The sequence below is a fragment of the Clostridium sp. J1101437_171009_A5 genome, assembly GCF_015547905.1.
GTDB lineage: Bacteria > Bacillota > Clostridia > Oscillospirales > Oscillospiraceae > Pseudoflavonifractor_A > Pseudoflavonifractor_A gallinarum.
In genome coordinates this window covers 21499-34649 of the sequence record NZ_JADMVY010000008.1, presented here as the reverse complement: position 1 = coordinate 34649, position 13151 = coordinate 21499, and the positions used below count along the sequence as shown (strand labels likewise).

22 protein-coding genes are annotated in these 13151 nt (G+C 65.4%); 3 read left to right on the top strand and 19 right to left on the bottom strand.

Going from position 1 to position 13151, the window contains the following annotated elements; translation table 11 throughout:
* Positions 1–52: 52 nt before the first annotated feature.
* The 3 genes from I2C21_RS11440 to I2C21_RS11430 all read right to left on the bottom strand — a co-directional run bounded on the left by I2C21_RS11440 (position 53) and on the right by I2C21_RS11430 (position 2321).
* Positions 53–1426, bottom strand: a complete 1374-nt coding sequence (locus I2C21_RS11440) for a DUF4179 domain-containing protein (protein WP_195279337.1) — start codon at positions 1424–1426, stop codon at positions 53–55.
* Between the two features lie 2 nt (positions 1427–1428).
* A complete protein-coding gene (locus I2C21_RS11435) occupies positions 1429–1896 on the bottom strand; it encodes a sigma-70 family RNA polymerase sigma factor (protein ID WP_195279336.1) in 468 nt (155 codons plus the stop codon).
* Between the two features lie 134 nt (positions 1897–2030).
* The gene (locus tag I2C21_RS11430; protein ID WP_101691626.1) at positions 2031–2321 is read right to left on the bottom strand and encodes a NifU family protein; all 291 of its coding nucleotides are present in this window, start codon (positions 2319–2321) and stop codon (positions 2031–2033) included.
* A 157-nt stretch (positions 2322–2478) separates the two neighbouring features.
* Between I2C21_RS11430 and I2C21_RS11425 the strand changes: the two genes are divergently transcribed.
* From I2C21_RS11425 to I2C21_RS11415, 3 genes are read left to right on the top strand one after another with little or no spacing between them, the layout of a single operon-like run.
* Entirely contained in the window at positions 2479–2829 is a 351-nt protein-coding gene (locus I2C21_RS11425; protein ID WP_186963536.1) for a PadR family transcriptional regulator, read from the top strand.
* A 13-nt stretch (positions 2830–2842) separates the two neighbouring features.
* Complete coding sequence (locus I2C21_RS11420) at positions 2843–3592, top strand: permease prefix domain 1-containing protein (protein ID WP_195279335.1); 750 nt, start codon at positions 2843–2845, stop codon at positions 3590–3592.
* Complete coding sequence (locus I2C21_RS11415) at positions 3589–4275, top strand: hypothetical protein (protein WP_101691623.1); 687 nt, start codon at positions 3589–3591, stop codon at positions 4273–4275. Before I2C21_RS11420 ends, I2C21_RS11415 begins: the two co-directional genes overlap by 4 nt.
* Before the next feature lie 60 nt (positions 4276–4335).
* Here I2C21_RS11415 and I2C21_RS11410 read toward each other — a convergent pair whose 3' ends face one another.
* From I2C21_RS11410 to I2C21_RS11335, 16 genes are read right to left on the bottom strand one after another with little or no spacing between them, the layout of a single operon-like run.
* The gene (locus I2C21_RS11410) at positions 4336–4920 is read right to left on the bottom strand and encodes a helix-turn-helix domain-containing protein (RefSeq protein WP_195279334.1); all 585 of its coding nucleotides are present in this window, start codon (positions 4918–4920) and stop codon (positions 4336–4338) included.
* 55 nt (positions 4921–4975) lie between these two features.
* Positions 4976–5443 (bottom strand): alpha-amylase, encoded by a 468-nt coding sequence (locus tag I2C21_RS11405; RefSeq protein ID WP_195279333.1) that lies wholly within the window; start codon positions 5441–5443, stop codon positions 4976–4978.
* On the bottom strand, positions 5444–6019 hold the full coding sequence (locus I2C21_RS11400; protein ID WP_195279332.1) for a DUF2313 domain-containing protein: 576 nt from the start codon (positions 6017–6019) through the stop codon (positions 5444–5446). It lies immediately after the preceding gene.
* On the bottom strand, positions 6016–7071 hold the full coding sequence (locus I2C21_RS11395) for a baseplate J/gp47 family protein (RefSeq protein WP_195279331.1): 1056 nt from the start codon (positions 7069–7071) through the stop codon (positions 6016–6018). The genes I2C21_RS11400 and I2C21_RS11395 overlap by 4 nt, the downstream gene beginning before the upstream one ends.
* Before the next feature lie 13 nt (positions 7072–7084).
* Positions 7085–7429, bottom strand: coding sequence for a hypothetical protein (locus tag I2C21_RS11390; RefSeq protein ID WP_186963544.1), 345 nt, complete (start codon positions 7427–7429; stop codon positions 7085–7087).
* On the bottom strand, positions 7420–7800 hold the full coding sequence (locus I2C21_RS11385; RefSeq protein ID WP_286167284.1) for a hypothetical protein: 381 nt from the start codon (positions 7798–7800) through the stop codon (positions 7420–7422). The genes I2C21_RS11390 and I2C21_RS11385 overlap by 10 nt, the downstream gene beginning before the upstream one ends.
* Before the next feature lies 1 nt (position 7801).
* Positions 7802–8743 (bottom strand): hypothetical protein, encoded by a 942-nt coding sequence (locus I2C21_RS11380; RefSeq protein ID WP_195279330.1) that lies wholly within the window; start codon positions 8741–8743, stop codon positions 7802–7804.
* Positions 8743–9306 (bottom strand): LysM peptidoglycan-binding domain-containing protein, encoded by a 564-nt coding sequence (locus I2C21_RS11375; protein WP_195279384.1) that lies wholly within the window; start codon positions 9304–9306, stop codon positions 8743–8745. The genes I2C21_RS11380 and I2C21_RS11375 overlap by 1 nt, the downstream gene beginning before the upstream one ends.
* Before the next feature lie 34 nt (positions 9307–9340).
* Positions 9341–9907 carry a hypothetical protein gene (locus I2C21_RS11370; protein WP_195279329.1) on the bottom strand — a complete coding sequence of 189 codons (567 nt, stop codon included), beginning with the start codon at positions 9905–9907 and terminating at the stop codon, positions 9341–9343.
* On the bottom strand, positions 9904–10113 hold the full coding sequence (locus I2C21_RS11365) for a molybdopterin oxidoreductase (protein ID WP_101691615.1): 210 nt from the start codon (positions 10111–10113) through the stop codon (positions 9904–9906). The genes I2C21_RS11370 and I2C21_RS11365 overlap by 4 nt, the downstream gene beginning before the upstream one ends.
* Positions 10074–10538 (bottom strand): hypothetical protein, encoded by a 465-nt coding sequence (locus I2C21_RS11360; protein ID WP_235964326.1) that lies wholly within the window; start codon positions 10536–10538, stop codon positions 10074–10076. The genes I2C21_RS11365 and I2C21_RS11360 overlap by 40 nt, the downstream gene beginning before the upstream one ends.
* Positions 10535–10924 carry a hypothetical protein gene (locus I2C21_RS11355; protein ID WP_101691614.1) on the bottom strand — a complete coding sequence of 130 codons (390 nt, stop codon included), beginning with the start codon at positions 10922–10924 and terminating at the stop codon, positions 10535–10537. The genes I2C21_RS11360 and I2C21_RS11355 overlap by 4 nt, the downstream gene beginning before the upstream one ends.
* A gap of 16 nt (positions 10925–10940) precedes the next feature.
* Positions 10941–11975, bottom strand: coding sequence for a phage tail sheath C-terminal domain-containing protein (locus tag I2C21_RS11350; protein WP_207730627.1), 1035 nt, complete (start codon positions 11973–11975; stop codon positions 10941–10943).
* A complete protein-coding gene (locus I2C21_RS11345) occupies positions 11972–12478 on the bottom strand; it encodes a hypothetical protein (RefSeq protein WP_195279328.1) in 507 nt (168 codons plus the stop codon). The genes I2C21_RS11350 and I2C21_RS11345 overlap by 4 nt, the downstream gene beginning before the upstream one ends.
* A gap of 4 nt (positions 12479–12482) precedes the next feature.
* Positions 12483–12794 (bottom strand): hypothetical protein, encoded by a 312-nt coding sequence (locus tag I2C21_RS11340; RefSeq protein ID WP_101691612.1) that lies wholly within the window; start codon positions 12792–12794, stop codon positions 12483–12485.
* A complete protein-coding gene (locus I2C21_RS11335; protein WP_195279327.1) occupies positions 12791–13138 on the bottom strand; it encodes a hypothetical protein in 348 nt (115 codons plus the stop codon). Before I2C21_RS11335 ends, I2C21_RS11340 begins: the two co-directional genes overlap by 4 nt.
* Positions 13139–13151: the final 13 nt, after the last annotated feature.

Here is a 13151-nt window from a genome sequence, read left to right as displayed (position 1 = left end):
ATAAAAGTGGGGCATGGCCAAAAGGCCATGCCCCTTTTGTCGTTCTGCTCCGCTATTGCAGCGTGACCTCCATGGGCTGCTCCAGCGTATTGCGCCGGGAGAAGTGCAGGTCGATCTCCACAGTGTCCGGGCAGTCCTCCAGATTCCAGATCTCCGCAAAATAGCCCTCCGGGCAGGGTGTCCCGGGCCAGATCTCCCCTCCGCTCCTGCTGCTGTGGCTCCAGGCGGTCTGCTCTGCGCCGCTGACGTCCTTCCAGCGCACCTCTTGGGCCACCTGGTACAAGACGATGTTTGTCTCGCTGCTCTCCGGGGGATTGGGGGCCAGGAAGGCCACCTCGGCCTCCTTTTCGCCGACCCGGCGGGCATATACACTCACCCCTTCGGGCGGCACGCCCTCCACCGTTCCGGTCTCCAGATCCACCGTCACACGCTCCCGGCCCTGGTCCAGCCATTCTAGCCGGGTGATGTAGAGCGTCAGATGAGCGGGATCGGAAAAATAGGTGGTGTCGCACATGCGGCGGCTGCCGATGGCCGCTACCGAACCGGCGGGATCGTCCTCGTACCGCCGCCCGGTCTCATCCTCCAGATAGAAGTCCATCCCGGCCAGACGGGCGGTGTTGTCCGGGTGCTCCTCCACCGTCAGGCGGCCGTGGGTGGGATAGCTGTCCAGGCCAAAGCGCAGGCGCTGTCCGTCCACCTCCACCCAGTCCCCCACAGGGAGGGAACAGCAGTCGTTCAGGCTTTGGGTGTCCATCGGGAAGGTAAAGACGAAGGTGGCCTCCGGCTCTTCCCCATCCGCACTCCCCGTCCCGGGCGCTGCCTCCGGAGCGATTCCGTCGGTCTGGCGCTGCCCTTCCACCCGACACTCCATCCGCATCTCCTCCGGGAACTGGAAGGAGTCGTCGGCCACCAAGCTCACCGCATTGGCCAGGGTATCTCCCGCAAAACTGACGCTGGAGATCCCCAGTCCCCCCTGGAGTTCCTTCCCCGCTCCATCCAAACATTTGGCCTTCACCAGGTAGCTCTCATAGGGCCCCTCCGCCTCCATGAAAAAGCTGATCTGCCCCTGGTCCAGGATCAGGTATTCCAGACGCAGGGTAATGCCGTTGTCGGTCTGGCTCTGGCCGATATACTGGGCGTAGTCGTGCTCCACTGCCGCCTTCAGGCTGGGCGAGAGGGCCACAGCCGCCATCAGCTCCCGCAGCCCCGGCACGCCGCTGCACGCCATGGCAAAGGGCATGGAGGTGTTCACCAGCACCACAAAGGCGGTGAACACACCTGCCAGACTGGCCGCCGGGATCCCCAGTCTCCTCCCCCAGCGCCGGCGGCGCCGGCGGGCGAGTGAGCGCTGCACCGTGTACTCCAGCGCGGGCGGGATCTCCTCCAGCTCCCGGAGGAGGGCCTCATATTCCTGTCTCCGATCCATGCTCACACCTCCTGTTCACTCAGTTCCAGCCGCAGCAGCTCCAGGGCCCGCCGCTGCCGGGTGGATACCGTTCCCGCCGGAAGCTCCAGCGCCCGGGCGGTCTCCGCCAGGGTATACCCGGAGAAATAGCGCAGCACGATGACCGCCCGCAGCTCCCGGGGGAGTCGCTCCACTGCCTCCCGCAGCGGAAGGGCGTCAAAGGCCTCCACCGCCGTCTCGGGCAGCTCTTCCATGGCCCGCTCCCGCTTGCGCCGGCGCAGCTCGCTGTTGCACACGTTGATGAGGATGCGGGTGAGCCAGGTGTCGAAGTAGGCCGGCTCCCGCAGCTTTCCACAGGCCAGCAGGCCCTTGTAGACCGCCTCGTCCACCGCGTCCAGAGCGGCGTGCTCCCCGCCCAGATAGAGCCGGGCCGTCCGGTAGAGCCGCACCTTGAGCTCCTCAGCCCGCCGGATGTATTCCGCTTCCTTCACAGCCCTTCCCCCCTTTCACCCATTAGACGCGGTTCCGGCTCCCTTTCATTGCCCTCAAGCAAAAATTTTCTTCCCGAGACAGCAGAAAGCCCCGGCGGACCTCCGCCGGGGCTCAGCTTTTCGGTATGCTTCTCTCAGCGCTTCCACTTGGGGTCGCCCCGGAGGATGGACTTGGCCTGCTCCCACAGCTCGTCGCTGACCGTCTGGTCCACCACCACCTGCTTGATCTCGGGCAGGGCCTCCATGAGCTCGGCCTGGATGACGCTCTCGGTGGTCAGGTAGGCCGATGGGCAGTTGGAGCACTGGCCCAGGAGCTGGATGTGGACCACGCCCCCCTCGTACTTGAGCACCTTCAGGTCCCCGCCGTGCTCGGCCAGCTTGGGGCGCACCTTTTCATTCAAAACTGCTTCGATCTTCTCCAGCATCGTTGACACTCCATTTCCGGTCACATAGTTCCCTTTTACCATACCATTTCCGGCCCAAAAATACAATTCCAAAATTTCCGCCGCGCCTTGACATACCTCGATTATCTAGGTAAAATATACCTAGATAAGAAAGGTATCCGAAGAAAGGAGGTCCCACATGAAACCCGACAAAAATCTGCTCTCGGGCAGCACCACCCTGCTGGTCCTCTCCCTCCTCGCCTCGGGGGACAAGTACGGCTATGAGATGATCGCCGCCCTGGAGGAGAAGAGTGACCACACCTTTACCCTGCGGGAGGGCACCCTCTACCCCATCCTCCACGGTCTGGAGCGGGAGGGAGCGGTCACCGCCTATGAGAAGGAGGCCCCCTCGGGCCGCAAGCGCCGGTATTACCACATCACACGGACCGGTCTCACCCTTTTGGGGGAGAAGCGGGAGGAGTGGCGCACCTTCCGCCATCTGGTGGATGCCATCGTGGCCGAGGGGGAGGGCTCCCTCTCCCCGGCATAACGGGGGTGCTCCTATGCTGAATCCCTTTTCCCGCTACTGTGAGCAGGTGTGCCGTCTCATCCATTCCAAGGACGGCCGCGCCGCCGTGACGGAGGAACTCACCGCCCATCTGGAGGACCATGCCGCCGCACTGGAGGACCGGGGCGTCCCGCCCGACGTGGCCCGGGAACGGGCCGTGCAGGCCATGGGGGACCCCTACGCCCTGGGCGCCGCATTGGACCGGCTCTATCCCTACTGTCCCCGCCGTCTCCCCATCCTCTTCACCGCCCTGGCCCTTCTCTTTCTTCTCTTGGGCGCGTTTCTCCTCTCCCACGGCTTTCCACTGGAGGAGCGGTTTCTCTTTCCGGGAGATTACCCCTCTCCGCCGGAGGAGCCTGTCCTCTCCACCGGCACAGCCCGAGGCACCGGACGGCTGGGGATCTACACTATCCGCGCGGAGGGAAGTGCCTCCCTGGTCCTGCCGGACTACGAGGATGCCCGGCGGGAGGTCCATATCCCAGTCACCATCTCCCACCCCCAGTTCTGGCTGGAACACCCCGGCGACGGGCTGGAGTATGCCAACGCCACCGAGCTCTCGCCTTCCTCTTATCGGCTGAACGTCCGCTTTTCTCCCCAGTGGTCCCGGCTGCTGACCACCGGCGGGGAGCTGATCTTCTCCCTGGAGGAGGACGCATCCCCCACCGCCCCCCTGTCCCTCCGGGCCTGGAACGGCGAGCAAGTCACGTTCACCGTGACCTGGGATAAGGAGGTGGGTGCAAAATGAGACGACGGATTCTCTGGCTCCGGGCCTACTGGCCCCTTCTGGCCAGCCTCCTGTTTCTGGTCTTCTCCCTGCTCTTCCTGTGGGCCTGCACCGGCTTTGCCATGCCCACCCAGGAGCTGGCCCTGGTCCGTCTGGAACAGCAGGCCATCCTTCCCCGGGGCACTACGGTCGCCCGGGGCAGTGTCCGGATGGAACACGCCTTCCCGGCGGACGATCCCCCCAGCTCCTTCACCTGGGTCCTCCGGCAGTATGAGGACGGATACCGGCTTTTCAAACTGCAGCACTTCCTGGGTCTCTGGCGGGATACCTCCACTCCGTGGCTGGATACCAACTTTCCCCTCTCCGAGCCGCTCTGTCTGACCATATTGGAAAACTCCATGTATAACGAATCTCTGGGGTGGAAGGACGGCATGCCAGATTGGACCTGGTATTCCGAGATCTGTGCCCTGGCCTTTACCACCGACCCGGCGGTGGAGCGGGTGGAAGCCACCGTGGGCTGGCGGGGCGGAGCTCAAAACGGGGACCATCTCACCACCCTCTCCCTCACCGAGACCGCCCCGGACAGCGGGATCTGGCTCCTCCAGACCGATGTCTCCATGCCGGACAGCGGTTCTCTCTCCTATACCTGCCGGGCCTACGATGCCGCCGGTACCCTTCTCTGCACCTACTCCAACGAGGATTGATCGCTTTTATGATAAAAGCCCTGATCCCGGACGTGAATATGTCCGGGATCAGGGCTTTTGTTATAGCAGCTGGTAGAACAGTCCGTGCTCCGTGCAGTAGTGGAGCAGCTTTCCATGGCCTCTGCGCGGAATGCGCACCTGCATCTCCCACTCCGGATAGGTGCGGATGAGCAGGCACCGCTCCCCCGTCACAAAGGCCACAAAGGAGAGAAAATGCCCCTTCTCCATGGGGTGTTCCGCTGTGAGGAACCACTCATCCTCCACCGCCTCCGCGCGAAGCCGGTGGACACCCTCCGCTCGCTGGGGCGTAAGGGCCTCCAGCCTCCGACCGAAGCAGGAGACCGAAGCCTCCCCGGTGGCTGTCACCACATTGCCGCAGTGGGGGCAGACAAAAAAACGAATTCGCTTCATACTGTCTCCCTTCTCCCGGCTGGGCTCCAGATCTCCCGAGAGCATCCGCTCCAGGTCCACTCCAAGCCGGGCCGACAGGGCGGGCAGCAGGGACACATCGGGACACCCCTGGGCACACTCCCACTTGCTCACCGTCCGGTCACTGATGTGCAGAGCCTCCCCCAGCTCTCTCTGGGTCATGCCCCGCTCCCGCCGGGCCGCCCGGATCAGGGCGCCGATCTTTTCACAGTCCATGTGCTGCTCGCCTCCTCGTCCCTCTCAGTATACCCTATGCCGCTCCCCGGCGCAATCAACGCTGCGTGGAGTCCGCCTGCCACACGCCCGGGGTGTTGGGCGGCCACACATTGCCGTCCACCAGAGAGACATAGACCGCGCCCTCATACTCCACCTTTGCCCCCTTGGGGTAGGCGTCGTGGGCCCCCAGAGGCTGCCGCCACAGGGGGATGGCCTCCGGGTCCTCCTCGGTCACCCCCAGAGGGGTGTAAAGGCTGGGCGTGGAGGAAATCGGCCAGTCGGCCTGGGAGGTATGGTCCTGCTCCACCCGGTAGAGATTTCCCTCCCCGTCGGCAATGCGCCCCCCTCTGGCGTAGTATATCCCCGGGCTCCACTCGTCGAACAGATCAGCTACCGTACTGGCGGTGCCGTCATCCAGCTGTGCGGCCCGGATGCGGGCCAGACGCTCTATGGCCTCCTGCACCCGGTCGCTCTTTTCCTTGGTATAGCGGATCACATGCCGCCCCTCTTGTTCTGCGCGCACTCAGATCTCCTCCTTCACCAGTTTCTCCAGCTCTCCCCAGCTCAGTCCCATTGCCTCGATCTCCCCCCAGCAGGAAAACCGTTCCTCCAACATCTTCCAGGTAATATACCAGTACACATATCGGATGAGCAGATGGCAGGGCAGGATGTCCTCTAAAATTTCCCGGATCTCGTCAAATCCATCCGGAATGCCCGGCACATCGGGAAAGCGGACCTCCACGGTCCCGGGGGTATCTGTCTCGCTGACCACCGCGTTGACGCCGCATCCCCGAAGGTTGTCGTTGATGGCCGCCAGGGTGAAGCTGTCCCCGCCGATCCGCAGCAGGGCAGCCAGGGCCTCTCGCCGGTCCTGGGGGGTCTGTGCCACCGGGCGGCGGCGCAGAAGGGACTCGATCTGGTCCAGTCCCCAGCTCTCCGCCGTGGTGAGGAGCATCTCCCGTTCCAACTCCTCCAGCGCCCCGGTAGGACCGTCCAGCGCCATGCCGATGCTCTCCAGCTCGGCGCCGTTGAGGGTCCCTTCCAGCCGGTAGACCCGCAGGGGAGCCAGCATCTCTTTCAAATAGCGGGCACAGCTCATGGCATCTCCTCCACGGTCACGCCGCTCAGCCGCGGCAGTTCCTGGGGCTGAAGGACCACGTCGGCCTGGGGCGCCGTCACCGTGCAGTTGCCCACGGCGGGGACGGAGAAGACCCGTCCGCTCAGCTCAGCCCGCAGGACGCTCTGGCCCAGCCGGGTCCCGTCAAACCAGCTCTCCACCGCCTCTTTGGCCCCCGCCTTGGCCTCCTCCATGGAATAGCCCTGTGCGGGAGCCACCTGGACCGACACGGCCACCTCTCTGGGCGTCGGGGCTTTCACCTGCACATCCACGGCGATCTCCCGCCGGAGCTGGAAATAGGCCCGCACTTCTTCCAGCAGGTCCTCTCCGGGCAGTCCCTGCCGGGTGGAAATCACTACGTCCACCGTCCCCACGCCCCGGCTCCGGGGAAGAACGGCGGCGGCGGCCACCTCCTCAAAGGACATGGCCCCCTGCTCGTAGAAGGCGGCGTTGGCCCCATTTGGCATCCGCCGGAAGGTCTCCAGCACCCGGGCGCGGAGCTCCTCATCGGTCTCAGCTGCGCTTCCCCCGGTAAAGGCCTGGGGATTGCTGCACCGGCTCACCCCCACCGGCGGGAGGGCCATCATGGTCACCGTCTCCGCGCCCACATTGCCGCCGCTCCCGGTCTCCACCGCGCGGGCAGGCACATCCACCTGGAGGGAGCCTGCCGGGACTGTGGCGTCCTCCAGCGTCTCAAAACGGATCAATCCCGCCGTCATACACACCGTCCCGGCTGGGATGAGCACACCGGTCTCGGCGGCGGCCGCCAGGAAAAAGCGGATGATCCCCTCTGCGGCGGCCGCCTCCCGCCGCTCCACCCCACGCAGCTGGGCGTGCTGATCCAGCCATTCGCCTGTGGCCGTCTGGGGGAAGCACTGCCGGGTCACCCAGTCGCTCTGTACATACAGGGCGTGGACCTGGGCCGCTACCGCATACAGACGCACCGCCAGATCGCTCTCCCCGGTCATGGCCGTCCCGGTCAATCTCTGGAACTCCGCGAGCATCTCGCGGTAGAGTTCCTCCATCTCTTTCATGTCCTCTCCCCTCTCATAGCGCGAGTTCCGCCTCCAGGGGCGTCCCTTGCCAAGTCAGGCGCACGGTGAGCCAGGGCGTTCCTTCCCGCTCCTCCAGTACGCACTCATCGATCTCCAGATCCCGCTCCCCGGCTAGTGCCTGGGACACATACTGCGCCGCCAGAGCCGCCCGCTGCTGTTCTTTTGCCCGGGGAAGCCGCCACAGCTCACTCCCCACCTGGGGCAGCAGGGGAAAGGCTCCCCGCCGGGCACTGAGCTGGAAGAGGACCCGCTGGAGGATCTCCTCACCCCCCTCGCTCCGCTTTACGCCGCCCCGTCCGTCGGATACATAGTCCCCGTTCTGCATCATCAGCTCCATATCTCTCCCCCTCCCGTCCCCGGCAGGTGGACACCGTTGACCAGTACGTCACCCTCCAGCCGGATGGTACCGTCCGCCCCCAGGGTGATGGAGGCGCCGCCCTCACTCTGGATCCGCACCTCTCCGGGCGCTACATTGGCCGTTATTCTGGTACCTGCCACACAGGCCCCCTCCCCCTGGGCGCCGGTCTTGAGGACCAGGACCTCTGCGCCCAGGGCGGGCCGCCAGCAGTAGCCGCCCGGGGCAAAGACGGGCAGGTCCCGCCGCTCACCGCTCTGATAGACGGCGGCCGGGTCCCCCTCCAGGGTGACCACACCCACCTGGGCGGGACTCTCCCACCGTTCCGGCCTTTTCTGGGACAGCCACATCATATCACTCCTCTCGTATCAGCTTCAGCTCAGTAAAGCCGCCCTCCCGGCCCACACCGGTCTCACAGGCGCGTACCCGCCAGCACCCGGTCAGCCGCGGGCGGAGCATATCCAGGTTCAGGCGGTCTCCCACCCAGGCGGCCCCGGTCCCGGCCAGACGCAGGGTGAGGACCTCCTGTTCCCGGGCAGACTCTCCAATCTGATAGGACCCGCTGTACCGCATGGCCTCATAGCCCCGCGTTCCGGGCAGGGTGAGGACCTGTCTGCACCGCCCGCCCCGGGCCAGAAAGAACTCGTTCCGCACCGTCTGGGACACGGTCCCCATCCGGTCCCGCACCAGCACCTCGGAGAGTACCCCGTACCGCTTTTCCCGCCAAACTGCGGAGATCAGGGGGAGCTTCCCGCTCAGGGTGCGCTCGGTTCCGCTCCTCCATCCATCCAGGTGGAGGACCCCCTGCCGGTCAAACCAGGGTTCCACTCCGTTGCAGCGATGGACAAAGGTCTCCACCGCCGTCCAGGCGCTGGCGCCATTTTCCACCGTGAATCCTTCCACCGCCCGCAGGCTCTCTCCTCCGGTGCAGCGGATACCGTAGGGCTCCACATACCCCCGCCGGATATCCTCCCAGACGGCGGCCTGATACTGGGCCCCCACTGTCTCATTGTCCAAGAGCAGCGCTGCCATCCCCCGTCCACAGAGGGTGAGGAGGCCGCCCCGGGCATCCCAGCTGGTCTCCACCTCGTCCAGCCGCCCGGTAAAAAGTCGTTCTCCTCCCTCCTCAGCCCAAAAGGTGACCCCCTCTCCCCAGAGTGCGCTGTGGCTCTCCCCCCAGGCGCACTGGAGGGTAAAGCTGTCGCAGGGGGTCCCCACACCGTAAGAAAAGGTCCACTCCAGCGCCTGGGGCAGCCTCTCCTTCCGGCCGTCCCAGGTCTCAATCCAACACTCCATCAGGAAATCCGCACCTTCTCTCCCACCCGGATATAATTGGGGTTTTTGATCTGGGGATTGCGTGTTATCAGATCTGTGAGGGATATCCCGTAGGCCTGGGCGATGCTCCACAGGCTCTCACCCCGCTCTACCGTGTGCCAGGTCTCCCCCGTTCCGGTATTGGTGCTCCCCTGGCCGCTCGAAGAGGCACTCCCCGTCCCGGCCATGGTGATGCCGTTGTTCTCCTCCTCAAAGGTCTCCCAGAAGGTAAAGGTATAGCTCACATAGTCTCTGCGGGGCTCCTGCCGAAGAGACAGCTCCACAAAATAGGCCTTTGCACACTGCCACACCGGGTGGACCAGCAGTCCCGGCCCCTCCCGGTAAAAGACAGAGGCCAGCTTTTGGAACTGGGCATAGGCGTCCTCCCCCACGAACTCCCCCTCTCCCCGCATCACCCGCCGGGTGGGTCCCAGATCCTGGAGGTGATAGCGCCCGAAGGGCACCTTGTTCACCGCCATACTCCGCTGGTATTCAATCGTATAGGTCCTGGGATTGTGGGGCCAGGTAAATTCTTTGTAGCGCATGGCGCTCAGCATGCTCCATCCTCCTTCTCTCCGCTCAGTAGAGTGGACGGGCCCCGTCATAGCGCCGGGCGTCCCGCTCCACCAGCCGGTCCAACTCTCCCACCGGGAGGGGGGCGGCCCCTTCCTCCGGCTCGGTCCGGCTCAGCAGCAGCCCCCCTGCGTTTCCCCGCTGACGGGCATAGGCCACCGCCGCCTGTCCCATCTTCAGCTGAGGATAGATCCCGCTCTCCCGGTGAGCAGTCCCTGAACTGTATCGGGGGGACGCCCAACGGGGAAATGGGGATGTGTTTCCACTCCGGAGCACTTCCAGGACGCTCTCCTCCCCGGAGGCTCCCCCCTCCGGAAGGGCTTCCTCCGCCTGGGCAGAGGGCTCCTCTTTTTCCTCCCAGACAGGCTCCCGCTGCACCGCCGCTCTCTCTGTCTCCAGCCACGCCGGAAAGGTGTCCGCCGCTTCCGGTGCAACCATTTCCCCCTCCGGAGCGCGCTCTGCCCTTCCTTTTTTCCACACCGTGCCGCCCTCCGGTGGAAGTTCCAGGGAAGCGGTCTCCTCCTCGTCCTCCCAGACCTGTTCCTCCAGGAGCATCGCCAGATAGTCGATCATGGCCTCACCCCCCGGCTCAACGCCGCAAAGCGCTCAGGATCAAAGGCCACATTGTGGCTCTCCTCCCAGAGGCCCGTGGGCTCCCCGCACACGGGACAGCGGCCCTCCTGGGCCTGGCTGCGGCAGGTGGGACAGAGCCGGGCCAGCTCCTCCTCGTCGTCCAGCATCAGGTGGAGGGCGCACCAGAGGTAATCCCGCTCCAGCATGGCTGCGGCCCGCTCCTCGCAGGGCAGCACGCCGAAGGTCTTGAGCACACGCCAGCGCAGCCGTTCTTCCGGCGTGTGCTCCAGGCTTTTTTTAGGGCAGCGGCCCTCTCTTCCTCCCGGATGGAGGGATTTTCCGCCCGGTCAAATTCGGCCCATCGGCGGGCCAGGTCTCCGATGCGCCGGGCACTCAGCCCCTCCAACACCGCGCCCCCGTCTGGAAAAACCGGAACGCCGTCCTTCTCCAGCGCCCGGGCCAGGAGGCAGGCGTTGGCACAAAGGGCCTTCTCCCGGCCATTGCGCGCCAGCTCTTCACTCTCCCGCCCCGCCTCCAGGGTCTCCCGGGCGGAGAGGAGGCGCAGGGTATACCCCTCCCCCGCCTCCAGCCGCCGGGCGCCGGCGCTCAGGATCTGCCACAGCCCGCTCATACAGTAGTCTCGATGCGCTTGGCGGCCACCACCGTGATCTTCTCCACCACCATAGCGCCCAGCGCGCCGCTCTCCTGGATGCTGCTCCACTGGCAGCCGGAATAGAGGATCTTCCGGTCCGGCTTGCAGATGACCAGGCTGAAATCCTCCAGGGAATGGAAATCGATGCCGTCCCGGATGGCCTCGTCGGTGGCATAGAGCCGGGTCAGCTCGATCACATGGGTGCGCTGGCCCGGGATGGCGGCCACCGGCTGATCCTCACCGAAGGCCTCCACATTCTTGCTGGTCTTGCTGCTCTTGGCGGCGTAGCTCTGCACCACCGCCACCTTTTTGCCGTCCACCTCCAGATAGATGTCGCTGCTGGTGGGAAATCCCGCTACATTCATCGCCCTTCCTCCTCTCTTACACCGTGATATGGGCGCTCAGCCAGATCTGGTTGAGGCCGTGGGCCACGGTAAAGGAGAACTCCACCACACACACGTTGGGATTCTCCTCATCCGCCCGGGCCAGCACCTCGCCGTAGTCGGTGATGATCTCCCGGCTGCGCTTGTTTTCCAGTTCCAGCACCACCTGGGAACGGATGGCCCCCCGGCTCTGCTCCGTGTTTTTGGCCCGTCGGAACTTGGCGCGCAGGGCGTTGCGCACGGCGGGGATCACATCATCCACAATCCGGATGGTGGTCAGCTCCCGCCAGGTATTGTCGGGGGCCTCTCCGGTGGTAGTCCGGGTGGTGACCCCGCGTACCACGGAGCATATGCCCCCCACCTCCTCCACCGGGGTCACGCCGCCCCGGACCAGCAGATCGATCTCACTGTCTCCGTATGCGGCGCTCAGGCCGCCCACTCCGGTCAGCTCCGCGCCGCCCAGGGGCACGGCGGGATCGGTCTCCCCCGCAATGGCCCCTGCCACGGCGGCGGCCAGCTCCGCGCCCTCTCCTTCGGAGAGCGCGGGGGCCACCAGTACGACCCGTTCGCAGTTGAGGGCTTGGGCCCGCTCGGTGAGCTCACTGACGCCCTCCGCTCCGCCGCTGACGACGGCAATGCGCTCCCGCCGGGCGGCCGAGGCCTCCAGCACACTCTGCCGCAGGGCCTGCTGCACGCTCAGCTCGGTGCTGTCGCACACCACGGCGGTCAGTCCCTCGGCCTGTTCCAGCAGGGAGAAGGCGGTGTCATAGCCCTCCTCCCCCGCCGCCACGGCATAGACTGCCGACGCGCCGTTCTGAAAGAGCAGGCGGATGAGTCCCGTCAGGGTATCCCCCTCCCCAAAGGTACTCACCGCCTCCTCATACCGGCTGAGCCGGTAGAGGGTATTTTTGTGCTCGCTGCCGCTCTTGGCCGCGATGCCTACCACGCCGCCCCTCCGGCTGGCGCTGACCAGTGTGGACGCCTCGTAGGAGGAGTAGACTCCCGGGCGCTCATGGCTTGTGATCTGGTTCAAAACTGTGCCGCTCCTTTCACCTCAAATTCCAGGAAGGTCCCGCCCTCGTCGGCCACGGCATAGAGGAAGGCCTCACACACCGCCTCCGCCGGGCAGCGGTAGCGGTCCGCCGTCCTGTCATAGTCGGTCTCTCCACAGGAGAGACTCTTGATCTTCAATCCGTCCGGTCCTCCCCGGTGGAGGGCCTCGGCCATGCGGTCAAAGGCCGCGCGCACCTGCTTCTCTCCCTCCGTCCCGCCAGTCCCGGCGTAGAGGTCCAGCCCAAAGGTCAGGGTGACCCGCCGGCCATATAATTCCTCCCAGCGGCCGCTCTCCTGGTTGTAGCGCTCCCCCAGGTAATTCTGAAACCCCGCGTTTTTTCCCTCGCATGCCCGGAGGGAGACCGCCGCCACCGCTCCCTGGGGGCGTGCCCGGTTCTCTTCAGGCCAGGCGGTGATGGCGGCCACGCCGTTTTCATTCAGATACCGGGCCATGGTCTCCCGGATGGTATCCAGTGCTGTCATTGCTTCACTCCTCCGGCCGGAGCATCCCCCACCAGTGGGAGACCGCTCCGCCCACATAGATGGCCTGGGCAGAACAGACCCGGTAGTACTCCTCTCCGCACCGCAGGCGGTCTCCCCAGCGCAGGGGGAGCTCGGCCGCCCCCAGGTAGAGGAAGCGGTCGGCCCGCCTGCGCCCCAGCGGGGTGGGCAGGACCTGGTCGGAACGCTCACTGCGCTCCAGGATGGGCTGCACAAAGGCCATGCCGGTGCGTCCGTCCTCCAGGACGACCTGTCGTCCGTACCGCCGCAGAAGGCCCGGCAGAACATTCCTTCTCATCCTCTCACCCCTCGGAAACAGAACCCGTCATCCTCCAGATAGGGGCTCAGGGTGCGCTGGGCCTGGGCATAGTACCAGGCGCTCCCCTCACCGCTTCGGGCGGAAATGCGCATATCTCCCGCGGAAAAGTCGGTTACTCCGCCCCGCAGGCCCTCCAGTCCCCCCAGCGCCAGCCATGCCGCCGCCAGCGGGAAGCATTTTCCGCAGCTCTCGGGGGTACAGCCGGAGCGCAGCCGCAGCCGCAGTTCCTCCTCTGCCCCGGCACACAGGGTGCGCAGGGCCTCCTCCTCTCCCTCGCTCACCTCGCCCAACTGTCGGGCCAGCTGGTAGATCGCCTCTTCCATCCCGTCTCTCCCC